The following is a 24879-nucleotide window of genomic DNA, read 5'->3' as shown; positions in this document are numbered from 1 at the left end:
AGGGCTGCTGGAGCGGTGCGCGCTGGTCGGACATCACTGCGGTGGTTGCCTTTCTGTCACCAGGGTCGTGGTGGCCGGTGTGCGGCCACCGGGGGCGGGTGGTCAGGTGTACTGGGGGCGGCCGAAGAGGACGTCGTAGCCCGCGGGGAGCTGGAGCAGGATCTCTTTGAGGAGGTCGTCGCCGGCGGCGTCGGCGACGGTGGACAGGACGGCGCTGACGTCCCAGGCCGCGGTGTGTTCGGTGGCGCCCTCGATCCAGGCCGCGGCCGCGCGCACGAACCGCTCCGGGGGTAGCGGCTCGGCGCTCTGCAGCGGGTTGAGCAGGATCAGGGCGAAGCCTTCCGGCAGACGCGCCGCGAGCTGGGCGCGTACCTCGCCGACCAGGTGTGCGCCCAGCAGGGCGAGCACCACACGGGCCGCGCGTTCGGCTTCGTGCAGGGTGTCGTATTCGCCGCGTTCCTTCACATGGTCGAGGAACGCTTCCCGTCGCACTGTCACGTCGGCTGTCACCCCTTCTTCAGGCTAGGGGCGCGGAGGACGGGCGAGGGGGAGATCAGAGGGATGCCCGTCCTCCGCCGCTGTTCAGCCCTCATCGGGTCCGGCTCAGCCGGAGATCTCCTTGTGGCCGGTTCCGACGCCGATGGAGATCTTGCGGGGCTTGGCGCGCTCGGCGATCGGGATGCGCAGGGTGAGCACGCCTGCGTCGTAGTCGGCCTGGATGTGCTCGGTGTCCAGCGTGTCGGCGAGCACGATCTGGCGGGAGAAGACGCCCAGCGGCCGTTCCGACAGCTCCATCTGCACGTCGTCGGCCTTGGTCACGGGCCGGCGCTCGGCCTTGACGGTCAGCATGTTGCGTTCGACGTCGATGTCGATCGCCTCGGCGGTGACGCCGGGGATGTCGAAGGCCACCACGTACTGGTCGCCCTCGCGGTAGGCGTCCATCGGCATCGGGGACGGCCTGGACCAGGTGCCCGGGCCGATCAGCTGCTGGGCGAGCCGGTCGAGCTCACGGAAGGGGTCGGTGCGCATCAACATCGGGAAACACCTCCAGAAGGTTCGGGCAGTTGCTGCCAATGCGCCTCACTGACACCGTTGTAACATGTCATCCAATGGATGACAAACATGGTGTCGTCCAAAGGATGACCAACTGAGGGAGGTGCCCATGACCACGGCCGACCAGCCGGCATCGTCCAGCGCCGGCACTCCAAGCCCGGCGTCGTTCCTCGCCGCCGCGGCAGCCCTGGAGGCCATAGAGGACGCCCTGCATGCCGCCCGGCGCCAGGTCCCCGGCACCGGCGAGACCCGCGATGTCGGCCCGGAGCAGGCCCTGGCCTCGCTTCTGCTGCTGCGGCAGGTACGCGAGCAGCTCGCCGGATGGGAAACCGGCCTGATCGAAACCGCCCGCCACGCGGGGGCCAGCTGGGCCGATCTCGCCCACCCCCTCGGCGTCGCCAGCCGGCAGGCCGCCGAGCGCCGCTACCTGCGCGGCCGGCCCGGTCCGGCCGGAACCACCGGCGAACAACGCGTCCAGGCCACCCGCGATCGCCGCGCCGCCGAGCGCACCACCGCCACCTGGGCCCGCCGCAACGCAGCCGACCTGCGCCGCGTCGCCGGCCAGATCACCGCCCTCACCGACCTGCCCACCGCGGCCCGCCAACCGCTCAGCCGGCTCCACGCCGCCCTCGCCCACGACGACCCCGCCGAGCTCATCCGCCCCCTCACCGACGCCCGCCCCCACCTCACCCCCGACCACCCCGACCTCGCAGCACAACTCGACACCCTCACACCCCCTGACCTCACCCGCTGCCCAGAGGTGTGACGCAACGCATCCCCCTGGCAGACCCCCTGACCAGCGATCCACGCAAACCAGTTCAGAACATCACGCACCAGCTGCGTTCACGCGCTCCGGAGCGGCGCACGCCCAGCGGTATCCGCGTACACCGGCCGGTCGCGCGCCCCGCGACCGCTGGACGTCGCAGGACATATATGGCCACCTGGGCCGCGACCGCGTCGTCGTCGGCCAGGCGGTGGATGGCCGCGACCTTCTGCACGGGTGTCTCGGGACGGTTCGGGAGCTGTTCGACGTGCTTCTTGGCCAGACCCGTCGTCCAGTGCCGCACCCGGGCGCGTTCGTCCAGCTGAGGGGCGTCGATCGTCTCGAAGCGCACCTGGTCGTCCGGGATGCCCGCGAGGACGTAGTGGACCTTGCGGGAGACACCGTGACAACGCCGCCCTTCGGGCCGGCGGTGGGCGGCGAACCGGTAGCTGCGGACCGTACTGAGCGACAGCCCTGAGTCGTCGGCACGCATCTGCAAGGACACATCAACACCGAACGGCTCCTCGCCGGGTCCGGATGCGCGCCGCCCACCGGCTGCATCGGCTCGATCTCCAGCGCGTGGTATCCGATGGTGAACTGAATGCGCTGCATCCGCCCGACCAGTTCCCGGTCGGCCGCGATGATCTGCTCGTAGCGCTCGCGGCACCGGCGACAATACCCCGGCCCAACTCCCACCAGAGTCAATCCAGTTCGAGATCCACCACCAGCAATGACCGCAACTGACCGTCCCAAACCGAATCGGGCCCATCATCGGATCGCTGGTCAGGGCGCGCCGTGGGAGCGGTTCGAGCCGTAACTCCCGGGCAGGACACCGAAGCGGGGTGTCCGGTGGCACGGCGTGCGGCGCCGACCGGGGTGGCGCGGAGCTGGTGTTCGCGGTGGCGCACGCAACCGTGTGGCCCGGTGGTGGAGCAGGTCCTGCACGGGGGAGCACGAGGAGATCTGACCGTACCGCCTGCACCTGCCGGCAGAGGCCAGCGTGTCACGGGGTGTCGGCGTTACCTCGGGGGCATCCTGTGGCCACGTGCGATCGCGGGGACAGCCGACGAGAAGGAGTCATGCGGGTGTCGTCTCAGGACGTTACGGTCGTGGCTCTTCTGGCGGATCCGGATGCGCCGACGGAGATCGCGCAGCGCATGGCCCGGATGCTCCCTGATCGGCTCGCCGACAGGTCAGGCCGGGGACGACGGTTCGACGTCGAGGTGGTCAGTGAGCCCTTCACCGCAGGGGCCGAGGACCCGTCGACCTTGCTGCACCGGATCATGGACCGGGGAAGTCAGGGGAACTGGGACATCGTCGTGGCCCTCACCGACCTTCCGCTGCACTCGCATGGGCTCAAGCTCGTGGTGGATCTGAGTCACGAACACGGCCTGGCGCTGCTGTCTCTTCCCACGCTGGGGGGCTTCCGGCTGCAGACGAGGGCCCAGCAGGCCGTGGAAGAAGCCGTGCTCAGCCTGGCGGGCCCGCAGGCCACGGAGGCTGAGGGGCCTCTGGGAAGCCAGCCGCTGCGGGGGCCCTTCATCGGTCGTCTCGCGCCTATCCGTCCGGGCCAGGTCGGTGAGGAGGAGATCGCCGATCTGCGGTACGTCGTCAGTGGGCCGCGCGGTTACCTGAGGGTGCTCCTCGGTATGGTCCGCGCCAACCGGCCGTGGCGCTTGGTGCCGGGCTTGTCGAAAGCCCTGGCGGCCGCACTCGCCACGGGAGCAGTCGCCACCGTGAACTCCACCATCTGGAACCTGGCCACCTCCCTGGGCACGCCGCGCCTGGTGATCGCCATGGTCGGGTCTGTCGCTCTCATGATCGGCTGGCTGATCGTGGACGCGGACCTGTGGCATCGAACGGATGAGGTGTCGCCGGAGGCGAGGAAGAAGGCGGTTCTCTACAACGCCTCGACGGTCGTGACCGTGGGTATCGGGGTGATCGTCTGCTACGTGGGTCTGGTGGTCATCAACCTGGTGTGGGCGCTGTTCATCCTCAACGACCGGCTGTTCGCTTCCACGACACGAACCCCGCTGCACGCCACGGAGTACTGGACCTTGTCCTGGTTCGTCGCTTCGGTCGCCACGGTGGGCGGCGCGCTGGGATCGGGCCTGGAGAGCGACGAGGCGATCCGGGCAGCCGCCTACTCCAAGCGCGAACAGGAGCGTCGCAGCTTGCTGCTGCAGGACGACCACGGTGACTAGCGGGTGGCCTCGGTCGGAGATGTGCCGTCGGTTGGTGGTCGTCCGGGTCCGGAGATTCCGCTGATCGGTCGGTGCGTGGTGGTTTCGCCTCGGGGACCGACGGGGACCCGGACGCAACGCCGCCGGAGCGCCGAAGCTCCGCCTGGCGGGCCGACGGCGAACGACCGTTCCATCTGATCCAGGTGAACGGCCCGCGGAGGCGGGCCAGAGCCCCGGACCCCGTCGCAGCACTTCCGAGAGTCAGGCTCTTTGCGCCCTCTCCATCACCGCCATGCCGCGACATCAAGGGAAGTCACCATGAAAGCAGCGGTATACGAAGGACCGCGAACGGTCACAGTGAAGGACGTACCGGACGCGAAGATCGAACACCCCGGCGACATCATCGTCAAGATCACCACCACCAACATCTGCGGTTCGGACCTGCACATGTACGAGGGCCGCACCTCGTTCGAGTCCGGCCGCACCTGGGACACGAGAACATGGGCCAGGTGGTGGAGGTCGGCTCGGCCGTCCGCAAGGTCCAGGTCGGCGAGTACGTGGTCCTGCCCTTCAACATCGCCTGCGGCTTCTGCAAACAGTGCGAGCAGGGCCTGACCAATTACTGCCTGACCATGCAGCCGGAACCGGCCCTCGCGGGAGCCGCCTACGGATTCGCCGACATGGGCCCCTACCAGGGCGGCCAGGCGGAGCTGCTGCGTGTGCCCTACGGCGACTTCAACGCGCTGCGTCTGGGCGAGGACGCCGCCGAGCGGCAGACCGACTACGTGATGCTCGCCGACATCTTCCCGACCGGCTATCACGCCACCGAGATGGCCCACGTCAAGCCGGGCGACCAGACCATCGTCTTCGGTGCCGGTCCCGTCGGGCTGATGGCGACCTACTCCGCCCTCCTCAAGGGCGCCGGCCGCGTCTGGACGGCCGACCACCAGCCCGACCGGCTGCGCAAGGCGGAGGAGATCGGGGCCGTCCCGATCAACACCGCCGAGCAGAACCCGGCGGAGGTCGTCAAGGAGGCCACCCTCGGTCTGGGCGCCGACAACGGCTGCGAATGCGTCGGCTACCAGGCACACGACCCCGAGGGACACGAGGACGCCAGCCTCACGCTCAACGGCCTGATCGACTCGGTCAGGTTCACGGGCGACATCGGCGTGGTGGGCGTGTTCCTGCCCCAGGACCCCGGCGGCGCGGAGGCCCAGGGGGAGCTGGAAGCCCAGGGCAAGGTCCCCATCGACTTCGGCATGATGTGGTTCAAGGGCCAGCGCATGGGGACCGGGCAGGCGCCGGTGAAGAAGTACAACCGGGCGCTGCGGGATCTGATCGCCGGCGGGAAGGCGAAGCCGAGTTTCGTCGTCTCCCACGAGCTCAGCCTGGACGAGGCCCCCACCGCCTACGAGCACTTCGACGCCCGTGACGCGGGCTGGACCAAGGTGGTCCTGCATCCCAACAGACACGGCAACGGCCACAAGCGGTAAGGAACCCGAGGGCCGCCGTCCGCCTGTTCCCGGGGACCGGTCCGGCCGACGAGTGGCGATCGACCCCGGCTCCACCGGGACTGACGGACGGCGTTTCGCTTGCTCTCCGGTCGGACCTGGACCAGGGGCGATCGCCCGCGTCCGGCCCGGTTCAACGGATGGCGGACGCCTCCCCCGAGCCGGCTTGCCGGGCGCCTCCTCGACAGGCCGGGTCTGAACCCGCTCCTGAAGTCAAAGCCATGGTTGCCGTCTTGGTCGGTCCGCAAGGACTTCCGTCAAGGTCGGTAGTGGCCTCCGGCATTTCAGGTTGCGTCCGAGAAGTGGTGTAAGGGTTCGACCCGATCCGGGGTGTACGCCCGCCTATCCGCAGCGCACAGGAAGCGGCGGCGCGGCCGACGCGACCCGGCAGGGCGCTCCGGCTAGGCTCACGTCCGTGACGTGGCTGCGGGCCTTCGGGGAGGTCGTGCGATCCGGGCTCACGATCGAGGAGGCGCGGCTGGAGCCCTTGCTCGCGCTGCGCACGGCCGCTGGGGTGGCGATCGTCATCGGGCCGACGCTGTGGCTGGTCTCCCCTGCGTATGCCGCGTCTGCCGCCCTCGGCGCCTACTCCGCGGGTGGGGCCACCTTCCAGCGCAGCTGGCGTCCACGCAAGGTGGTCGCGCTCGGCGCGGGCGCGGGTCTGGCGCTCAGCACCTTCGTGGGCTACCTGGCGGCGGGGCGACTCGTGACGTTCCTGCCGCTGCTGGCCGTGTGGGCCTTTGCCGCGGGAATGGCGTGGGCCGTCGGATCGACCGCCGGGATCGTCGCAGCGACGACCGTGGGCAGCATGCTGGTGACCGTCACCTTGCCCACGAGCGTCGGGCGAGCCCTGGAGCACGCCGGGGTCATCGCGCTCGGGGGCGTGGTACAGGCCGTGCTGATCTTGTTGTTCCCGGTCCGGCGTTGGGGGGCGCATCGTGACGCGCTCGCCGACGCCCTGGCCGCCGTGGCGGACTACGCCCGCCGGCTGCGGCACGACCCGACCGCCCCGTTCGACCCGGAGCCGTTGATGACGGCCCGGGACGCGGCTGCCGTGACGCCGTCACAGGCGCGCACCCGTCCCCCCGTCCTGCACGGCCCCCGGGGACTCGCCGAGCGCATTCGGCCGGTGGTCGCGGCGCTCGCCGACCCGGACGTGGGCGCCCCGGCGGAGGGACCCGGGCGGGACCGCGCGCGGGAGTTGCTCGACGCGGCCGCCGACGTCCTGGATGCGGCCGCGCGTACGATCCGACGCGGCACTCCCCCCGAGGTGCGGCCCGAGTGCATGGACGTCCTGCGCGTCGACGAGGAGCACGAGGTGCTGGAGGGCCCCGCGCGGCAGGCCGCCGAGCGGCTCGTGGAACTGCTCGGTGAGGCGTTGGAGATCGCCGGGAGCGGCTGCGCGCTCGGGAGGACGCCCACGCCGCCCGGCCCCGCGGGCGCCCAGTTCCTGGTGCGCCCGACAATGCTCCGGCTGGTCCCGGTCGTCGTCCGGGCGGTCCGCCGCGAGCTCCGCCGGGACTCGCCCGTGTTCCGGCACGCCGTCCGCCTGGCGGCGGTGGCCACGCTCGGCTATCTGATCGCCGCCCGGCTACCCCTGGGCCACGGCTACTGGGCGCCCATCGCCTCGGTGATGGTGATGCGGCCGGACTTCCACCAGACGTACGCGCGTGCGGTGGCCCGTCTCGCCGGGACCCTGGCGGGGGTCGCGCTCGCCACCGGGATGGTGCGGGCCCTGGGCCCGGACGCCCATGTGTTCGGCGCCCTGGCGGTGGTCTCGGCGGGCCTGTCGTACATGCTGAACCGTACCGGCTACGCCTACTCCCAGTGCTTCACCGCCGCGTACGTCGTCTTCCTGCTCGGCATGGGCGGCCAGGCATGGAAGCAGACAGTCCCGGAGCGGGTAGTGCTCACCCTGCTCGGCGGGGCCCTGGCGATGCTGGCGTACGTGGTGTTCCCCGCATGGGAGACACCCCGGCTGCCGAGCCGGCTCGCGGACTGGCTCGCCGCCAACGGCCGCTACGCGGCCGCGGTGCTCCGCGACTACGCCGAACCGACCCGGGAGCATCACGCCGACATGCGCAGGGCACTGCTGGCGAGCAGGGAGGCACGTGCCGCCTGGCAGGAGGCATACGACCGGGCAAGGCAGGAACCCGTCCGCCCCAGGGGGCTGACGTCACGCGAGGCACAGGAGGCACAGGAGGCGCTCAAGAGGTTCGGCCGCGCGGCGATGCTCATGGAGAGCCACATCCCGCGGGCCGACAGCCGTGCCGTCCCCGAGGCGGAGCGGTTCGCCGAGGCCCTGGAGACGGACACCGCGAAGGCAGCAGTCGCCGTGCGCGAGCACAGGAATCCGGACTGGGGACGCGTGGAGGAGGCACTCCACGCGTGGGAGAACGCCGCCGCCGGCAATGGGAGCCCGGTCGTGCGGCGCGAGGCGGAACTGCAAAAACGGGCCTTGGAAGACCTCGCGACAGCCGTGAGCCGCACACTCCTGGAACGGGACGTCGGCTCTGCTCGCGAGGAGCAGCGGGTGCGGGCCGCCGTGGCGGCGGAAGGTGACGGATCAGGACCCGCGCACCGGGGTGGGTGACGAAGTCGGCCACGGGGAGCGCCTCGCCTCCTGGAGCGGCAAGCAGTCTCCCCGCCGCGTCGGGCGCCGCCACACGGCGGGACCGGGGTGCCTGGCTGCTCGTTGGTCCGGTCGTGGGGAAGAGGAACTCCCGGCCGTGGATCGTCTACGGGAAACGCCCGCACCACCGAGCCCTTGCCGACGGCTCCTTGCCGGCCCTCCCGAACAGCTGAACGAGGCAGGCCTCTGGACGGAATTCGAATGTGGCGTCCAGCGCATCGCCCACCACCTGGATGAAACCGACGCCCCGTCAACTACGCTCGTCGACGGCAGATGACGGCGGGGTGGCAGCTGCCCCCAAGCCACTGGCTCGCCCTGTGCAACGGCATCCCACGGTTCGGCCCGGACACCCCGGCGCGCTCTCCGACAACGCCTCGATCGGCTACGCCTCACTCCTGCCAAAGGCCTGCGATGCAGAAAGATCCTTGAACATCGACGTCAGCGCGGCCATGGTCCGACCAACTAAAATGCTTGGTCACACGAGCTCACGGCAACCGGCCTACAATCCCACGATCTTGTTCCACCGCTGGGCGAACTCCACCCGTTCCGTGGAGGTGATGTCCCGGGCGATGGCGAGGTGTCTGCGCATCGTGTCGTCCGGGAAGATCAGGGGGTTGTCGGCGAGGGCGGCGGTGTCCGCGTCCTTGGAGGCGGCCAGGACCTCCCGGGCGGCCGGGACCGGGCAGACGTAGTTGACCCAGGCGGCGAGCTCCGCGGCGACCTCGGGCTCGTAGTAGTAGTCGATCAGGCGCTCGGCGTTGGCCTTGTGGCGGGCCCGGTTGGGGATCATCAGGGAGTCCGACCAGAGTTCGGCGCCCTCCTCGGGGACGACGAAGCGGATGTCGGGGTTGTCGGCCTGGAGCTGGATCACGTCGCCGGAGTAGGCCTGGCAGGCCAGTACGTCGCCGCTGACCAGGTCCTTGGTGTAGTCGTTGCCGGTGAAGCGGCGGATCTGGCCCCGGCGGACCTCCTTCTCCACCTGGTCGCACACCTGGTGGAAGTCGTCCGCCGTCCACTTGGTGATGTCGACGCCGTTGCCCTGCATCAGCAGCGCGAACGCCTCGTCGAGGCCGGACAGCAGGGTCACGCGGCCCTTGAGGTCGTCCGCCCACAGGTCGGAGACCCGGCGGATCTCGCGGCCGAGCTTGCGGTGGTTGTACGCGATGCCCGTGATGCCCGACTGCCACGGCACCGTGCACCTGCGGCCGGGGTCGAAGGCCGGTGAACGGAGCAGGGGGTCGAGGTACTTCGCCACGTTCGGCTGGCGGGCACGGTCCATCCGCTGCACCCAGCCCAGCCGCACGAACCGCGCGCACATCCAGTCGCTCATGACGATCAGGTCGCGGCCCGTCGACTGGTGGTTCATCAGCGCGGGGCTGATCTTGCCGAAGAACTCGTCGTTGTCGTTGATCTCCTCGACGTAGTCGACGGAGATGCCCGTGCGCTTCTCGAAGGCTTCCAGCGTGGGCCGCTTGTTCGGGTTGTCGTCGTCGGTGTCGATGTACAGCGGCCAGTTCGCCCAGGCCAGCCTCTTGTCGGTGGCGGACAGGTCCGCGACGGCACGGTCGCCGGGCCGCACGTAGGCGGCGGGCACCCCGCAGCCGGCGAGCGCCCCGAGCGCGGCGGTGCCGCCCAGCGCGCGCAGCAGGGAACGGCGGGAGACGAGGTGGGAAGGAGTCTGGGCCATTCGCGAAGCATGCCTTTCGCCGCTGTGGCCGGACAATCGACGCTGCGTCGAGCGGGTCCGGCGGTAACCGACACCTTGTCGATCAATGGCGGCCGCGCGTAGGTCAGTTGCGGTCGGTTGCGGCCTGGATGTCGGTCACGGGGCGCCGGCCTCCGGCAAAAAACGCCGCGGCCCCGGACGGACCGTCCTCCGTCCGGGGCCGCGCGTGCGGTGCGTCAGCCGTCGAGGGACGTCATGACGTGCTTGATGCGGGTGTAGTCGTCGAAGCCGTAGCCCGACAGGTCCTTGCCGTAGCCGGACTTCTTGAAGCCGCCGTGCGGCATCTCGGCGACCAGCGGGATGTGGGTGTTGATCCACACGCAGCCGAAGTCCAGAATCTTGGACATCCGCATGGCGCGGGCGTGGTCCTTGGTCCACACGGAGGAGGCCAGGGCGTACTCGACGCCGTTGGCCCACTCGACGGCCTGGCCCTCGTCCGAGAAGGACTGGACGGTGATGACCGGGCCGAAGACCTCCTTCTGGATGATCTCGTCGTCCTGCTTGAGGCCCGAGACGACGGTCGGGGCGTAGAAGTAGCCCTTGTCGCCGACCTGGTGGCCGCCGGCCTCGACCTTGGCGTGCGCGGGCAGGCGCTCGATGAAGCCGGAGACCTGCTTGAGCTGGTTCGGGTTGTTCAGCGGGCCGTAGAGCACGTCCTCGTCGTCCGGCTGGCCGGTCTTCGTCTCGGCGGCGGCCTTGGCCAGCGCGGCGACGAACTCGTCGTGGATGGACTCCTGGACGAGCACGCGGGTGGCGGCGGTGCAGTCCTGGCCGGCGTTGAAGAAGCCCGCCACGGAGATGTCCTCGACGGCCTTGGCGATGTCGGTGTCCTCGAAGACGACGACCGGCGCCTTGCCGCCCAGCTCCAGGTGGACGCGCTTGAGGTCCTTGGACGCGGACTCGGCGACCGACATGCCGGCGCGCACGGAGCCGGTGATGGAGGCCATCGCCGGGGTCGGGTGCTCGACCATCGCGCGACCGGTTTCACGGTCACCGCAGATGACGTTGAAGACGCCCTTGGGCAGGATCGAGCCGATGATGTCGGCCATCAGGACGGTGGAGGCGGGGGTCGTGTCCGAGGGCTTCAGCACGACCGTGTTGCCGGCGGCGATCGCCGGGGCGAACTTCCACACCGCCATCATCATCGGGTAGTTCCACGGCGCGACCTGCGCGCAGACGCCGACCGGCTCGCGGCGGATCATGGAGGTCATGCCCTCCATGTACTCACCGGCGGAGCGGCCCTCCAGCATGCGCGCCGCGCCCGCGAAGAAGCGGATCTGGTCGACCATCGGCGGGATCTCCTCGGAGCGGGTCAGGCCGACCGGCTTGCCCGTGTTCTCCACCTCCGCCGCGATGAGTTCCTCGGCGCGCTCCTCGAACGCGTCGGCGATCTTCAGGAGGGCCTTCTGCCGCTCGGCGGGCGTCGTGTCGCGCCAGGCCGGGAAGGCCGCGGCGGCGGCCGCCATGGCGGCGTCGACGTCCGTCTCACCGGACAGCGGGGCGGTCGCGTAGGCCTCGCCGGTCGCGGGGTTGACCACCTCGGTGGTCCGTCCGTCGGCGGCGTCCCGGAACTCACCGTCGATGTAGTTGCGCAGACGACGCAGCTCGGTGCTCACTGCCGGCCCTCCAAGGTGTTCGGGGTGCGGGTTTGTCCAGTCACTGAGACACACACACTAGTCCGAGACCCCACGTTTTCAACACCCCTGATCCCATCAAGGCTGCGAAATCCGCAGGACCGGGTCACGCAAACAACGAATTTCATCGCTTCGGCCTTGCGGAACTGTCGAGACGTCGTGCACAGTGAGGCCGTGGCCAGTCGAAGCGCAGACCAGAGGGACTCGCCCCGCGAGTCCAGGAACGGCAACCACCAGCTGGATGCCGTCTCCCTCGCCATCATTCAGCAGCTCCAGGAGGACGGCCGCCGGCCGTACGCCGCGATCGGCAAGGCCGTCGGGCTCTCCGAGGCGGCCGTGCGCCAGCGCGTCCAGAAGCTGCTGGACCAGGGCGTCATGCAGATCGTCGCCGTCACGGACCCGCTCACCGTGGGCTTTCGCCGGCAGGCGATGGTCGGCATCAACGTCGAGGGCGATGTCGAGTCGATCGCGGACGCGCTGAGCGCCATGTCGGAAGTCGAGTACGTGGTGATGGCCGCGGGCTCGTTCGACATCCTCGCCGAGATCGTCTGCGAGGACGACGACCACCTGCTGGACGTCATCAACAAACGCATCCGGGCGCTGCCCGGCGTGCGCTCCACCGAGAGCTTCGTCTACCTGAAGCTCAAGAAGCAGACCTACATGTGGGGAACCCGATAACCGTGACCCAGAAGGACCTCAGCAAGACCGCGTACGACCACCTGTGGATGCACTTCACCCGCATGTCCTCGTACGAGAACTCCCCCGTTCCCACGATCGTCCGTGGCGAGGGAACCTACATCTACGACGACAAGGGCAAGCGCTACCTGGACGGTCTCGCGGGTCTGTTCGTGGTCCAGGCAGGTCACGGCCGCACGGAGCTCGCCGAGACCGCCTCCAAGCAGGCCCAGGAGCTGGCGTTCTTCCCGGTGTGGTCCTACGCCCACCCGAAGGCCGTGGAGCTGGCCGAGCGCATCGCCGACTACGCTCCGGGCGACCTGAACAAGGTCTTCTTCACCACCGGTGGCGGTGAGGCGGTCGAGACCGCCTGGAAGCTCGCCAAGCAGTACTTCAAGCTCACCGGCAAGCCGACCAAGTACAAGGTCATCTCCCGTGCGGTCGCCTACCACGGCACCCCGCAGGGCGCCCTGTCGATCACCGGCCTGCCGGGTCTGAAGGCCCCCTTCGAGCCGCTGGTGCCGGGTGCGCACAAGGTGCCGAACACCAACATCTACCGCGCCCCGATCTTCGGCGACGACCCCGAGGCCTTCGGCCGCTGGGCCGCCGACCAGATCGAGCAGGAGATCCTCTTCGAGGGCCCGGACACCGTCGCCGCGGTCTTCCTGGAGCCGGTGCAGAACGCCGGTGGCTGCTTCCCGCCGCCGCCCGGCTACTTCCAGCGGGTCCGCGAGATCTGCGACAAGTACGACGTGCTGCTCGTGTCGGACGAGGTCATCTGCGCCTTCGGCCGCCTGGGCACGATGTTCGCCTGCGACAAGTTCGGCTACGTCCCGGACATGATCACCTGCGCCAAGGGCATGACCTCGGGCTACTCCCCGATCGGCGCCTGCGTGGTCTCCGACCGGATCGCCGAGCCGTTCTACAAGGGCGACAACACCTTCCTGCACGGCTACACCTTCGGCGGCCACCCGGTGTCGGCCGCGGTGGGCCTGGCGAACCTGGACCTGTTCGAGCGCGAGGGCCTCAACCAGCACGTGCTGGACAACGAGGGCGCGTTCCTGTCGACGCTGCAGAAGCTGCACGACCTGCCGATCGTCGGCGACGTCCGCGGCAACGGCTTCTTCTACGGCATCGAGCTGGTCAAGGACAAGCACACCAAGGAGTCCTTCAACGACGAGGAGACCGAGCGCGTCCTGTACGGCTTCCTCTCGAAGGCGCTCTTCGAGAACGGCCTGTACTGCCGTGCCGACGACCGTGGTGACCCGGTCATCCAGCTCGCCCCGCCGCTGATCTCCAACCAGGACACGTTCGACGAGATCGAGCAGATCCTGCGCGCGACGCTGACGGAGGCGTGGACGAAGCTGTGATCAGCTGACGCTGTGACCGGTTCCGGCCCCGGGCCGCCCATTCGAGTGAGAAAGGGCGGCCCGGGGCCGTGTGCTGTCCGGCCTCCCGCCGTGGCCTGCCTAGCGTGCCAGTGACCGATCGGCCCCGCCTTCGTTCCCCCGCACGGGGGATTTCGCGAATCGCGCACGGCTTTTCCGATCCGAACCGAGGTGTACGCCCATGGAGGCCCCGCCGGACAACGATGTGCTCTGGGCACGCTCCCTGCACTTCCGACACCAGGACGGCTCGCCCGCGCTCGCCGGTGTCTCGCTCGGCGTGCGGGAGGCCGAGATCCTCGCCGTCAGCGGCCCGCGCGGCAGCGGCAAGTCCACCCTCCTGCGCTGCCTGTCCGGCCTGGTGCCGGCGCAGAGCGGCGAGGTCTGGTTCAACAGCGTTCCCGTGCACACCATGGGCCCCCTCGTCCGGGAACGCATGCGCCGCGACCGCTTCGGCTGGATCGACCCGGCGCCGGTGCTCGTACCCGAGCTGAACGTGTGGGAGAACGCCGCCCTGCCCCTGATGCTGCGCGGCACCGGCCGCCGCCGGGCCAAGACGGCCGCCCTGGAATGGCTGGAGCGCCTCGACGTCGGCGACAAGGCCCGCAAGCGCCCGCAGGAGCTGCTCCAGGCCGAACGCCAGCGCGTCTGCATCGCCCGTGCCCTCGCCCCCGCGCCGACGGTGCTCTTCGCGGACGAGCCGACGGCTCCCCTGCACCGCGCCGACCGCGCCCACGTCCTGCGCACGCTGACGACGGCCGCCCGCTCGCACGGCATCACGGTGATCCTGGCCACGCACGACGCCGACACCGCGGCCCTGGCCGACCGCACGGTGTCCCTGCTGGACGGGCGGTGCGTGAACACGGTGCATCTGCCCCCGGTCCCGGAGACGGAAGGCCGGGCCGCGTGCTCGCTCTCCGTCTGACCCGCCTCGCCCGCCCCGCGGTCCACGTCCGCCGCCTTCTGGTGACGGTCGCCGCGGCGGGCACGGGCTTCCTCCTGCTGAGCACCCTCGGCTACGCGCTGGACCACCCCGAGACACCGGCGGCCTCGGCCCTGCGCCTGGCCTGGTGCGCGGCCCCGCTGGCCGCCACGGTCTACTTCGCGCTGGCGGTCGCCCGCACCGACCCCGCCACCAAGCCCCGCCCCGGCCTGTCCGCCTTCGGCCTGGGCCCGGGCCGCCTGATGGGGATCTCCGCCCTCACCACGGCCCTGTCCACCGTCCTGGGCTCGATGCTGGCGCTCCTCGTCTTCCTCCACCTGCGGGGCGACCTGACGGGCCTGCCCTTCGACCGCGCGGCCGCCGACTTCCTGGCCGCGGACCAGCCCCTGCCCCTGCCGGCCGCGCTCACCCTGCTGGCCGTGCTCCCGGTCATCGCCTCCACCGCCGTGGCCCTCTCGCTGCGCCCCCGGGACCCCCGCCCGGCCCCCAAGGGCGGCTCCCGCCTGTACGGCCGCTTCGGCGCCCGCGCCCGCACGACACCGCGCGACACCTTCGGCGCGTACGGCCGCTTCGGCGCCCGCCGACCGGTCCGGGCCACCGTGCCGGGCCCGGCGGACGGCACCACACCGCCCCCGGACCGCGCGGGCACCTCCCAGGCACGGAGCACGGACCTCCTCGACGCCCCGCAGGCACCGGCCCGTGAGCGGCTCGCCGACCCGTTCGCAGGGGCACGCGAACGCCTCGGCGACCCTCACGCGCAGATCCCGGACGACCTCGGTGACACCCACGCGCAGATCCCGGACGACCTCGGTGACCCCCACACCCCGAGCGCGGACGATCTCGCCGACCCGCACGGCCCGAGCGCGGACGACCTCGTCGAGCTCCACGCCCCGGCCCCCGAGGCCGACTGGGCCCGTGCCTTCGACGCGCCCGACCCCCGCACGCCTCCGAACGGCCTCCCCTGGGGCATCGCCGTGCTGGCCGCCGGTCTCGCCGTGGAGGCGTACGCGAGCCGTTCCGCGACCGGTCCGGTCTCCGCGCTCCCCGGCGCCGACGGTGCCGTCGGCCCCACCGGAGTGCTCGTCGGCTGGCTGCTGACCGCCTTCGGCCTGGTCCTGGCCGCCCCCGGCCTCACCCACCTGACCGGCCGCCTCCTCCAGGCCGTGCGCCCGGCGGCCCTGCGGCTGCTCGCCGGCCGTGTCCTGATGGCGGAGGCACCGCGCCTCGGCCGCCCGCTCGGGGTCCTCTGCGCGGTCGCGTCCGCCGCGTACGCGATGACCGACCCGTACGCCGACTCCACCCCGTCCTACGGCCCGCTCGCCACCCTCGGCGCGCTGCTGGTCGTCGGCTGCGTCCTCGGCACGCTCCTCACGGTGGCCGTCGAGACCCGGCAGTCCCGCGCCGACACCACCGCCGCCCTGCTCCGCCTCGGCGCCCCCGCCACGATGCTGCGCGCCGCCGCGGCCCTGCGCGCGGCCGCCCTGCTCGCCGTGTTCGGCCCGCTCACGCTGGTGATCGCGGACCTTGCCGCACTCCCGCTGTCCGGCTGAACATCTTCCCGAGAAAAATCTCCGGCCGCCGATGAGTTCTCCGACGGGCTGAGGTCTACCCCACCGAACAGCACGAACCCGAGGGAGAGGCCCGCATGTACCAGCAGATGATCTTCGTGAACCTGGCCACCGACGACGTCGAGGCGTCGAAGAAGTTCTTCACCGAGCTCGGCTACACGATCAACCCCCAGTTCAGCAGCGACGAAAACGCCTGCGTCGTGATCAGCGACACCATCGTCGCGATGCTGCTCAGCAAGTCGCGCTACGCCGACTTCACGAAGAAGGAGATCGCCGACTCCACCAAGACCAGCGAGGTCCTGATCTGTCTGAGCGCCGAGAGCCGCGAGAAGGTCGACGAGCTGGTCGACAAGGCGATCGCGGCGGGCGGCACGGCCACCGGCGAGACCCAGGACCAGGGCTTCATGTACGGCCGCGCCTTCGACGACCTCGACGGGCACACCTGGGAGGTCGTGTGGATGGACCCGGCGGCGGTCCAGGGCTGACCCCGAACGGGCTTACGGCGCTGCCTAGCATGGGCGGGTGCATCCGACACCCGCCCAGCCCAACCGAGCCGCCCACGACCGCGAGATAGAGTCGCTCGCCGAGTTCGACGAGGTCGCCGCCGAGCACGGCTCACTCGCCCGATTCCGTGTCCAGGCCGTCGATCTGACGGACCGTACGGACGTGCTCCTCGACGTCGACTCCACCGGTGCCGTCTTCCTCGGCTGCCCCATGGACCCCGAGGCAGCCGCCAAGGTGCGCGCGGCCGGCGCCCTGGTCTTCCCGCCCGTCCCGGGCCTGCCCTTCGACCCCTACCGCGGTTTCGTCTACAGCCCCGACGAGTTGTTCGCCTCGCTCGACGAGGGGTACGAGGCCACCCCGGACGCCCGCGCGTACGCCTGGTTCCAGCAGACCAAGGCCGACGGGGACGTCTTCTCCTCCATGCTCCGCGCGGTCCACGACGACGCCGTCTCCGACGCCCTCGACGAACTCCTCGTCGGCGCGCGGGTGGTGGGCGTCATGGGCGGGCACGCCATGGCGCGCGGGACGCAGGAGTACGCCGGCGCCGCGCGCCTCGGCCGCGAACTGGCCCGCGCCGGGCTGACGGTGGCCACCGGCGGCGGTCCGGGCGCCATGGAGGCCGCCAACCTCGGCGCGTACGCGGCCCCGTTCGACGACGGGATGCTGACCGAGGCGCTGCGGCTCCTCGCCAAGGCACCCGGCTTCCGGCCGTCCGTCACCGACTGGGCGCACGCCGCCTTCGAGGTGCGCGAGCGCTGGCCGGACGGCGGCCCGTCGGTGAGCATCCCCACCTGGTTCTACGGCCACGAGCCGCCGAACGCCTTCGCCGCGCACATCGCCAAGTACTTCGCCAACGCCCTGCGCGAGGATGGCCTGTTGGCCCGCTCCACCGCGGGCGTGGTGTTCCTGCCGGGCGCCGCCGGGACCGTACAGGAGATCTTCGACAACGCGACTCCCAACTACTACGAGTCGCGGGGCGAGCCCACGCCGATGGTCCTCGTGGACCGGGAGCACTGGACCCGGCGGCTGCCGGCCTGGCCCCTGCTCCAGTCCCTGGCGCGCGAGCGTTCGATGGAGAACCGAATCGCCCTGGTTGACCGGATCGAGGAGGCTTCCGACGCGTTGAAACGTCTCGGCAGTTAATAAGCGGGCAAAGCCAACGCCCGTGGACCGCATATGCATTGACACTTCTTACGAAGCGCTTATAGACCTGTGAGTCTCCTGGGGGTGGTGAGGCCTCACCTCACCGTTGCCTCATCCGCTCCCCTACCCCCCGCAGTTTGCACTCTGTAAAGGACAAACGTGTCCATAACTCGCCGCAACGCACGCCGTTCCGTGCGCATCCTGGGTGTCGCCTCCGCCTCCGTGGCGCTCGTGCTGGGTGTCACCAACACCGCGCTCGCGTGCAACATCCGTGAGTTCTCCGCCGAAGCCACGTGCGACGGCAGCAAGGGCGCCATCGTCGTCACCGACAAGGACCCCTCCGGCACGCCGGCCACGATCACCGTGTTCCTCGAGAACAACGGCGCCGACGCGAAGCAGGTCGGTGAGCCGCAGGAGATCAAGGGCTCCAAGAAGGGCACCACCGTGTCCTTCTCGGAGGACTGGAAGCCGAACGCGACGTACCGGGTCCACGTCAAGGCCGGCAACCAGGTCGACAAGGACATCACCCCGAACGTGACCACGCCGTCCACGGCCTGCAAGACCGAGGACACCCCGACCCCGACCCCGTCGGCCACCCCGTCACCGTCGAAGCCCGAGTCGACCCCGCCCGCGTCCGAGACCCCGACCCCGTCGGGCTCCGAGAGCACCAGCACGGCGCCGGCGGAGACCTCCAGCAACGCGCCGTCCCCGGCGGCCGGTGACTCGAACCTCGCCGAGACCGGTGCGAACTCCAACACCGGTCTGATCGCCGGTATCGCGGGCGCCCTGGTCGTCGTCGGCGGTGGCGCCGTGTTCTTCGGCATGCGCCGTCGTGGCTCGAAGAGCGGCAGCTGACGCCCCACTTCCGTACACCGTCGTGGCCCGTCCCCGTATCCGGGGGCGGGCCGCGGCCGTTCAGCCGAACGACGCCCGCTCCAGCCAGGACTCCAGCACCTTCCGGTCGCCGAGGATCTCCAGCTCCGGGGCGTCCAGCGGAAGGCGGCGGTAGAAGGCGAGCAGGACCGGGGTGAGCGGGCCGCGCAGAGCGACCGTCGCCTTCTCGTGTCCGCGGCGCCAGCCGAGGCCGCCCTCACCGAACTCGACGATCCATTCGGCGTTCAGCTCGGGGGCGGTGTCGGTGGCGTGGAGGTGGATGCTGCGGGTGGGCCCGGCCAGCAGCTCCGCCGCCTCACCCTCGCGCCGCGTGGCCCATTCGGCGATCTCCAGCCACTCGTCGAGCGTGTCGACGGCGACCTCGGCCGCCACCTCATAGGGCAGCCCGGCGGCGAGGGTGGCGTCCGCGCGGTGGATGGTGATCTCGTGCGCCATACGGCGGGCCCAGAAGCCGGAGCTGAGGTCCCCGAGCCAGCCCCACACCTTCGTGTCCGGCCCGGCCTCCCGCAACGCGCCGACCACCAGGTCCCCGGTCTCGGCGAGCCAGGCGTCCAGCGCGGCGGGGTCGCCCTGTTTCTCGGGTCCACCGGCGAGCGGGATCTCCTCGTACGGGATGTTCTTCTCCGCACGGCTGCTGACGAGGGCGTTCACCCAGCGCAGGGCTCCACCCTCGTGCCGGACGAGCTGCTCCAGCGACCAGTCCGGACAAGTCGGCACGGTCGCGGTGAGGTCGGCGCCGGAGGTCACCACGTCCCGCAGCTGCCTCACCTGGTGGGCGATTTCGTCGCAGTAACGGTCATGTGCGAGTCGCGTCATGGCCCTCACCCTAGGGGGGAGGTGATCAGCCGAGCACGACGATTTCGGTCGAGTCGAACTCCACTCCGGTCTCCTGCCCGACCTCCGGCGCCGCCCGCAGCGCGCACGCCGCCTCCAGTCGCGGGCCGCCGTCCTCGGGCCTGAGGTGGACGGCGACATGGGTGCCCTTGAAGGTGCGGGCGGTCACGGTGCAGCGCAGGCCCTCGGCGGCCGCCACGAGCCGCACCCCGGCGGGCCGTACGAGCAGCGAGCGCGTCCCCTGCGGCGCGTCCTCGGGTACCGGGAGCTTGCCCCAAGGGGTGACCGCGGCCGCTCCCGCGACCGTCGCCGGCACCACGTTGTCGAAGCCGAGGAAGCGGGCCACGAACTCGTCCGCGGGGCGCTGCCATACCTCAAGGGGCGTACCGGACTGAGCGATCCGCCCGTCCCGCATCACCACGACCCGGTCGGCGAGCGCGAACGCCTCGCCCTGGTCGTGCGTCACGGCCAGCACGGTGGTGCCCAACCGGCCGAACAGCTCACGGAGTTCGACGACGAGCCGCTCGCGCAGCGAGCGGTCGAGCTGGCCGAGCGGCTCGTCCAGCATCAGCAGCCGGGGCCGGGGCGCGAGGGCCCGGGCCAGCGCCACCCGCTGCTGCTCACCGCCGGAGAGCCCGGCGACGGCCCGGCGGGCGGCGCCCGGCAGCCCCACGAGCTCCAGCAACTCCTGTACCTCGGCGCCCTGTTCCTTCTTGTCCGCGCCGCGCATGCGCAGCCCGAACGCCACGTTGCCGCCCACGTCCCGCTGCGGGAAGAGCTGATGGTCCTGGAACATCAGCCCGACCCCGCGCCGATGCGCGGGCACGCCCGCCTGGTCGCGTCCGCCGAGCGCGACGCGCCCGGCGTCGAGGGGCTGGAGCCCGGCCACCGCCCGCAGCAGCGTCGACTTGCCGCTGCCGCTGGGCCCGAGCACGCACACGATCTCGTGCTCGGCGACAGCGAGGTCCACGGCGTCGAGCACGGCCCGCCCGCCGAACCGTACGGTCGCGGCCTGAAGGCTCAGCAGCATCAGAACTCCCCGGTCCGGTCGGTGCGCAGCCGCTCAAGGACCAGCAGCGCCACGGCGCACACCACCATCAGAATCGTCGACAGGGCCATCGCCTGCCCGTAGTTGAGATCACCGGGCCGCCCGAGGAGCCGCGCCACCGCGACGGGCAGCGTCGGGCTGTCGGGCCGCGCGATGAACACGGTCGCCCCGAACTCCCCCAGCGACACGGCGAAGGCGAACCCGGCCGCGATCAGCAGCGCCCGCCGCACCAGCGGCAGGTCCACCTCCCGCCACACCCGCCACGGCGACGCCCCGAGCACGGCCGCCGCCTCGCGCAGCCGTACGTCCACCGCGCGCAGCACGGGCAGCATGGTCCGCACCACGAAGGGCACGCCGACCAGCGCCTGCGCGAGCGGTACGAGGATCCAGGACTGCCGCAGGTCCAGCGGGGGTTCGTCGAGCGCGATGAGGAAGCCGAAGCCGACGGTCACCGCGGACACGCCGAGGGGCAGCATCAGCAGCGCGTCGAAGCCGCGCACCAGGCGTCCCGCGTCACGCCGGGCGAGCGCGGCGGCCGCGAGAGCGCCGATCAGTACGGCGATGGCGGTGGCGGCGACGGCGTACTGGAGGGAGTTCCCGACCGCGGCGATCGGCGCCACCAGGAACGTACCGCCGTCCTCGCTGGTCAGTGCCCGGTAGTAGCCGAAGCCCGGGGCGTCGAGCGAGCGCTGCACCAGCACGGCGAGCGGCAGCAGCAGAAGGACGGCGATGGTGGCGAGGACACCCGCCAGCAACGCCCACTGCCCCGGCCCGCGCGGCCGGCGCGCCGTCACCGACGCGTCCACCAGCCGCAGCGCGGTCTCACGGCGCCGTACCGTCCAGGCGTGCACGACGAGGATCACGCCGACCGCGACGAACTGGACGAGGGTGAGGACCGCGGCCGTGGAGAGGTCGAAGATCTCGGAGGTCTGCCGGTAGATCTCCACTTCGAGGGTGGAGAACGTGGGCCCGCCGAGGATCTGCACCACGCCGAAGGAGGTGAAGGTGAACAGGAACACCATCAGCGCGGCGGCGGCCACGGCGGGGGCGAGCGCCGGGAGCGTGACCTTGCGCCAGGCCGCCAGGGACGAGGCGCCCAGCATCCGCGCGGCCTCCTCCTGACGCGGATCGAGCTGCGACCACAGCCCGCCCACCGTCCGTACGACGACCGCGTAGTTGAAGAAGACGTGCGCCAGCAGGATCGCCCACACGGTGGTGTCCAGCCGTACGCCCCACAGGTCGTCGAGCAGCCCGCCGCGGCCGACCAGTGCGAGGAACGCCGTACCGACGACCACGGTCGGCAGCACGAAAGGGACGGTGACGACGGCCCGCAGCACGTTCTTGCCCGGGAAGTCGAGGCGGGCGAAGACATACGCGGCGGGCAGCGCGATCAGCAGGGTGAGCGCGGTGGAGGCGAGCGCCTGCCAGGTGGTGAACCACAGGACGTGCCGGATGTCGGACTGCGCGAGTACGTCCGTGATCCGCCCGAACCGCCAGACCCCGTCGACCTTCAGCCCGCGGGCGACGATCGCGGCGACGGGGTAGGCGAAGAACAGCGCGAAGAACGCGACCGGCCCGGCCAGCAGCGCGAGCCGTGCCGCGTCCCCCATGCGCCCCTTGCGGGGGGCTACTTCAGTACGAGCGAGGTCCACGACTTGACCCACTGGTCGCGGTTGGCGGCGATCTTGTCGGGGGCCATGGTCTCGGGGTCCTTGGCGGCAGCCCCGTACTTCGTGAACTCGGCGGGCGCCTTCGCGCCTTGCACCACCGGGTAGACGTACATGTTGAGCGGCATGTCCTCCTGGAACTCCTTGGAGACCAGGAAGTCGATGAGCGCCTTGCCGCCCTCGGTGTTCTTCGCGTTGCTCAGCAGCCCGGCGAACTCGATCTGCCGGAAGCAGGTGCCGTACGACACTCCGGTCGGGGCCGTGTCGGGCTTCGGCTTCGCGTAGATGACCTCGGCGGGCGGGGAGGAGGCGTACGACACGACGAGCGGCCGGTCGCCGTGCGCCTTCCTGCCTCCGGCCGACCCGGAGAACTCGTCGCTGTACGCCTGCTCCCAGCCGTCGACGACCTTGACGCCGTTGGCCTTCAGCTTCTTCCAGTAGTCCTGCCAACCTCCCCCACTCTCGGCTTCGCTCGAGCGGGAGGTGCCCCCATCGCCGTACCGCGCGGCGCTGCCGAGCAGGAAGCCGAGGCCGGGCGAGGACGTGGACGCGTTCTCGGTGACGAGGAGGTTCTTGTACTCGGGCTTGACCAGGTCGTCGAGGGACTGCGGCGGGGTCAGCTTGTGCTTGCTGAAGTACGCCTTGTCGTAGTTGACGCAGATGTCGCCGTAGTCGATGGGCGTGACCCGGTGCTTGCCCTTGTCCAGTTGGTACTCGGCACCGACCGTGCCGAGCCCCTTGGCCTCGTACGGCTGGAACAGCCCGTTGTCGAGGGCGCGCGACAGCAGGGTGTTGTCGACGCCGAAGAAGACGTCGCCCTGCGGGTTGTCCTTGGTCAGGATCGCCTTGTTGACGGCCTGGCCGGCGTCGCCGTCGTTGAGAACCTTGACCTTGTAGCCGGACCGCTTCTCGAAGTCCTTGAGCACGCTCTTCGAGACGGCCCACGAGTCGTGGCTGACGAGGGTGATGGTCTTGGAGTCCGTCGAGGCCTTGCCGTCGGACGAGCCGCACGCGGTCAGCGAGGACAGCGTGAGGAGACCGAGCCCGGCGGCGACGGCCACGAGGGTCTTGTGGTGCACTGGATTTCCTCCTGGGGTTGACCAGGAAGAGACGCGGCCCCGCCCGGGAACCGCGCGGAGGATTCCGCCGGTGCCCGGGCAGGGCGCAACAGCTTGAGTAATGACCGAACTTCCTACCCAGAATGACCTGGGCGAGGTTCAGAGGGTCTGCGGCCCGGTTGCCGCACTCTCAGCGCTGTGGCGCTCCCCTGTCGGAATATGAAGATGTACTGACCGGGTCAGATTACCGCTCGGTGGCCGCGAGCTGACCACAGGCACCGTCGATCTCCTGACCACGGGTGTCCCGGACGGTGACCGGCACGCCGTGCGCGGCGATCGCCTCGACGAACGCCTTCTCGTCCTCGGGCCGCGACGCGGTCCACTTGGAGCCCGGCGTCGGGTTCAGCGGGATGAGGTTGACGTGCACGGGCTTGCCCCTGAGCAGCCGGCCGAGCCGGTCGCCGCGCCAGGCCTGGTCGTTGATGTCCCGGATCAGCGCGTACTCGATGGACAGCCGGCGCCCGGACTTGGCGGAGTACTCGAATCCGGCGTCCAGCACCTCGCGCACCTTCCACCGCGTGTTCACGGGGACGAGGGTGTCGCGCAGCTCGTCGTCCGGCGCGTGCAGGGAGATCGCGAGGCGGCACTTGAAGCCCTCGTCGGCGAACCGGTGGATGGCCGGCACCAGCCCGACGGTCGACACTGTGATCCCGCGCTGCGACAGCCCGAGCCCGTCCGGCTCAGGGTCGGTGAGCGCGCGGATGGCGCCGACGACGCGCTTGTAGTTGGCGAGCGGCTCGCCCATGCCCATGAACACGATGTTGGACAGCCGGGCCTGGCCGCCGGGCACCTCGCCGTCGCGCAGCGCCCGCATCCCGTCCACGATCTGGTGGACGATCTCGGCGGTGGACAGATTCCGGTCGAGCCCCGCCTGCCCGGTGGCGCAGAAGGGACAGTTCATCCCGCATCCGGCCTGCGAGCTGATGCACATCGTCACCCGGTCGGGGTACCGCATCAGCACCGACTCGACGAGCGTCCCGTCGAACAGCCGCCACAGCGTCTTGCGGGTGGTCCCCTGGTCGGTCGACAGATGCCGCACGACCGTCATGAGCTCAGGAAGCAGCGCCTCCTGCAGCTTGGCGCGCGAACCGGCCGGGATGTCGGTCCACTGCGCCGGGTCGTGCGCGTACCGCGCGAAGTAGTGCTGGGACAGCTGCTTGGCACGAAACGGCTTCTCACCGATCGCGGCAACGGCTTCCTTACGCTCCGCAGGCGAGAGATCGGCAAGATGCCGCGGCGGCAATTTGGCACCGCGCGGCGCTACGAAAGTGAGTTCTCCGGGCTTAGGCATGGCTGTATCAGTGTCGCAGATCCAAATGGGTGACCTGCGGGGTCAGCCGTGCGCGGGGGTCGTCACTGGTCGTCCATGGTTGTCCTGGGCCCCCCTCGGACGGCCCACAGACGGCCCAGCCGGCGTGCACCCGCGGGGACGTCTGCGCTGGTAGCGCCCCTCTCCCTCGCCGAGGCGAACCGGGGTGCAGCTATCGCCGGTGTGCCGTGCCACTGGATCTTGACCGTTTGCCATCGGACTTTGACGGACGCGAGTTTGTGTCATCGGAGTTTGATCACCGCAGGTCAGCGACTCAGCGCACCGAAGG

Annotated in this window: 20 protein-coding genes and 1 pseudogene; 11 read left to right on the top strand and 10 right to left on the bottom strand. The window is 70.6% G+C overall.

Annotation, left to right across the window (positions count from 1 at the left end; all coding sequences use genetic code 11):
• Positions 1-102 precede the first annotated feature (102 nt).
• Both ACWGKT_RS45750 and ACWGKT_RS45745 read right to left on the bottom strand, forming a co-directional pair.
• Entirely contained in the window at positions 103-498 is a 396-nt protein-coding gene (locus ACWGKT_RS45750; protein WP_453278383.1) for a DUF2267 domain-containing protein, read from the bottom strand.
• A 105-nt stretch (positions 499-603) separates the two neighbouring features.
• Positions 604-1035 (bottom strand): Hsp20/alpha crystallin family protein, encoded by a 432-nt coding sequence (locus ACWGKT_RS45745; protein ID WP_453278382.1) that lies wholly within the window; start codon positions 1033-1035, stop codon positions 604-606.
• 127 nt (positions 1036-1162) lie between these two features.
• Here ACWGKT_RS45745 and ACWGKT_RS45740 point away from each other — a divergent pair, with 127 nt between their 5' ends.
• Complete coding sequence (locus ACWGKT_RS45740) at positions 1163-1819, top strand: type III effector protein (RefSeq protein WP_453278381.1); 657 nt, start codon at positions 1163-1165, stop codon at positions 1817-1819.
• A gap of 52 nt (positions 1820-1871) precedes the next feature.
• Here ACWGKT_RS45740 and ACWGKT_RS45735 read toward each other — a convergent pair whose 3' ends face one another.
• Positions 1872-2321 (bottom strand): DUF6192 family protein, encoded by a 450-nt coding sequence (locus tag ACWGKT_RS45735; protein WP_453278380.1) that lies wholly within the window; start codon positions 2319-2321, stop codon positions 1872-1874.
• A 574-nt stretch (positions 2322-2895) separates the two neighbouring features.
• On the opposite strand from ACWGKT_RS45735, the gene ACWGKT_RS45730 reads away from it, so the two are divergent.
• The 3 genes and pseudogenes from ACWGKT_RS45730 to ACWGKT_RS45720 all read left to right on the top strand — a co-directional run bounded on the left by ACWGKT_RS45730 (position 2896) and on the right by ACWGKT_RS45720 (position 8103).
• Complete coding sequence (locus ACWGKT_RS45730) at positions 2896-4020, top strand: hypothetical protein (RefSeq protein ID WP_453278379.1); 1125 nt, start codon at positions 2896-2898, stop codon at positions 4018-4020.
• Positions 4021-4317: 297 nt separating this feature from the next.
• Positions 4318-5492, top strand: a pseudogene (locus ACWGKT_RS45725) (glutathione-independent formaldehyde dehydrogenase).
• A gap of 433 nt (positions 5493-5925) precedes the next feature.
• Positions 5926-8103 (top strand): FUSC family protein, encoded by a 2178-nt coding sequence (locus tag ACWGKT_RS45720; RefSeq protein WP_453278378.1) that lies wholly within the window; start codon positions 5926-5928, stop codon positions 8101-8103.
• A 538-nt stretch (positions 8104-8641) separates the two neighbouring features.
• Here ACWGKT_RS45720 and ACWGKT_RS45715 read toward each other — a convergent pair.
• Both ACWGKT_RS45715 and ACWGKT_RS45710 read right to left on the bottom strand, forming a co-directional pair.
• Entirely contained in the window at positions 8642-9829 is a 1188-nt protein-coding gene (locus ACWGKT_RS45715; RefSeq protein WP_453278377.1) for an extracellular solute-binding protein, read from the bottom strand.
• Between the two features lie 215 nt (positions 9830-10044).
• Positions 10045-11484, bottom strand: a complete 1440-nt coding sequence (locus ACWGKT_RS45710; RefSeq protein ID WP_453278376.1) for a gamma-aminobutyraldehyde dehydrogenase — start codon at positions 11482-11484, stop codon at positions 10045-10047.
• 177 nt (positions 11485-11661) lie between these two features.
• On the opposite strand from ACWGKT_RS45710, the gene ACWGKT_RS45705 reads away from it, so the two are divergent.
• The 7 genes from ACWGKT_RS45705 to ACWGKT_RS45675 all read left to right on the top strand — a co-directional run bounded on the left by ACWGKT_RS45705 (position 11662) and on the right by ACWGKT_RS45675 (position 18575).
• The gene (locus ACWGKT_RS45705) at positions 11662-12180 is read left to right on the top strand and encodes an Lrp/AsnC family transcriptional regulator (protein ID WP_235457831.1); all 519 of its coding nucleotides are present in this window, start codon (positions 11662-11664) and stop codon (positions 12178-12180) included.
• A 2-nt stretch (positions 12181-12182) separates the two neighbouring features.
• A complete protein-coding gene (locus tag ACWGKT_RS45700) occupies positions 12183-13547 on the top strand; it encodes an aspartate aminotransferase family protein (protein ID WP_453278375.1) in 1365 nt (454 codons plus the stop codon).
• Between the two features lie 199 nt (positions 13548-13746).
• A complete protein-coding gene (locus tag ACWGKT_RS45695) occupies positions 13747-14487 on the top strand; it encodes an ABC transporter ATP-binding protein (protein WP_356147115.1) in 741 nt (246 codons plus the stop codon).
• Positions 14469-16055 carry a hypothetical protein gene (locus ACWGKT_RS45690; protein WP_453278374.1) on the top strand — a complete coding sequence of 529 codons (1587 nt, stop codon included), beginning with the start codon at positions 14469-14471 and terminating at the stop codon, positions 16053-16055. Before ACWGKT_RS45695 ends, ACWGKT_RS45690 begins: the two co-directional genes overlap by 19 nt.
• Positions 16056-16150: 95 nt before the next feature.
• Entirely contained in the window at positions 16151-16558 is a 408-nt protein-coding gene (locus ACWGKT_RS45685; RefSeq protein WP_453278373.1) for a VOC family protein, read from the top strand.
• A gap of 37 nt (positions 16559-16595) precedes the next feature.
• Complete coding sequence (locus ACWGKT_RS45680) at positions 16596-17720, top strand: LOG family protein (protein ID WP_453278372.1); 1125 nt, start codon at positions 16596-16598, stop codon at positions 17718-17720.
• Between the two features lie 159 nt (positions 17721-17879).
• On the top strand, positions 17880-18575 hold the full coding sequence (locus ACWGKT_RS45675; protein WP_453278371.1) for an LAETG motif-containing sortase-dependent surface protein: 696 nt from the start codon (positions 17880-17882) through the stop codon (positions 18573-18575).
• 60 nt (positions 18576-18635) lie between these two features.
• Here ACWGKT_RS45675 and ACWGKT_RS45670 read toward each other — a convergent pair whose 3' ends face one another.
• The 5 genes from ACWGKT_RS45670 to rlmN form a co-directional block, all read right to left on the bottom strand.
• The gene (locus tag ACWGKT_RS45670; protein WP_453278370.1) at positions 18636-19430 is read right to left on the bottom strand and encodes a maleylpyruvate isomerase family mycothiol-dependent enzyme; all 795 of its coding nucleotides are present in this window, start codon (positions 19428-19430) and stop codon (positions 18636-18638) included.
• A 25-nt stretch (positions 19431-19455) separates the two neighbouring features.
• The gene (locus tag ACWGKT_RS45665; protein WP_453278369.1) at positions 19456-20478 is read right to left on the bottom strand and encodes an ABC transporter ATP-binding protein; all 1023 of its coding nucleotides are present in this window, start codon (positions 20476-20478) and stop codon (positions 19456-19458) included.
• Positions 20478-22106: an ABC transporter permease gene (locus ACWGKT_RS45660; protein ID WP_453278368.1), complete on the bottom strand. Its 1629-nt coding sequence runs from the start codon at positions 22104-22106 to the stop codon at positions 20478-20480. Before ACWGKT_RS45660 ends, ACWGKT_RS45665 begins: the two co-directional genes overlap by 1 nt.
• Positions 22107-22123: 17 nt before the next feature.
• Positions 22124-23242: a thiamine ABC transporter substrate-binding protein gene (locus tag ACWGKT_RS45655; protein ID WP_453278367.1), complete on the bottom strand. Its 1119-nt coding sequence runs from the start codon at positions 23240-23242 to the stop codon at positions 22124-22126.
• 223 nt (positions 23243-23465) lie between these two features.
• Positions 23466-24572, bottom strand: a complete 1107-nt coding sequence (rlmN, locus tag ACWGKT_RS45650) for a 23S rRNA (adenine(2503)-C(2))-methyltransferase RlmN (protein ID WP_356147092.1) — start codon at positions 24570-24572, stop codon at positions 23466-23468.
• Between the last annotated feature and the right edge of the window lie 307 nt (positions 24573-24879).

The sequence above is a fragment of the Streptomyces sp. NPDC054794 genome (assembly GCF_053611585.1).
The sequence above is the reverse complement of the archived record's forward strand: the minus strand, read 5'-3'. Positions and strand labels throughout refer to the sequence as shown.

What these genes read in the sequence shown, in the direction of transcription:
- ACWGKT_RS45695 (WP_356147115.1), top strand. Translation starts at nt 13,747, where the DNA reads ATGGAGGCCCCGCCGGACAACGATGTGCTCTGGGCACGCTCCCTGCAC.
- ACWGKT_RS45665 (WP_453278369.1), bottom strand. Translation starts at nt 20,478, where the DNA reads ATGCTGCTGAGCCTTCAGGCCGCGACCGTACGGTTCGGCGGGCGGGCC.
- ACWGKT_RS45670 (WP_453278370.1), bottom strand. Translation starts at nt 19,430, where the DNA reads ATGACGCGACTCGCACATGACCGTTACTGCGACGAAATCGCCCACCAG.
- ACWGKT_RS45730 (WP_453278379.1), top strand. Translation starts at nt 2,896, where the DNA reads ATGCGGGTGTCGTCTCAGGACGTTACGGTCGTGGCTCTTCTGGCGGAT.
- ACWGKT_RS45740 (WP_453278381.1), top strand. Translation starts at nt 1,163, where the DNA reads ATGACCACGGCCGACCAGCCGGCATCGTCCAGCGCCGGCACTCCAAGC.
- ACWGKT_RS45685 (WP_453278373.1), top strand. Translation starts at nt 16,151, where the DNA reads ATGTACCAGCAGATGATCTTCGTGAACCTGGCCACCGACGACGTCGAG.
- rlmN (WP_356147092.1), bottom strand. Translation starts at nt 24,572, where the DNA reads ATGCCTAAGCCCGGAGAACTCACTTTCGTAGCGCCGCGCGGTGCCAAA.
- ACWGKT_RS45745 (WP_453278382.1), bottom strand. Translation starts at nt 1,035, where the DNA reads ATGTTGATGCGCACCGACCCCTTCCGTGAGCTCGACCGGCTCGCCCAG.
- ACWGKT_RS45660 (WP_453278368.1), bottom strand. Translation starts at nt 22,106, where the DNA reads ATGGGGGACGCGGCACGGCTCGCGCTGCTGGCCGGGCCGGTCGCGTTC.
- ACWGKT_RS45715 (WP_453278377.1), bottom strand. Translation starts at nt 9,829, where the DNA reads ATGGCCCAGACTCCTTCCCACCTCGTCTCCCGCCGTTCCCTGCTGCGC.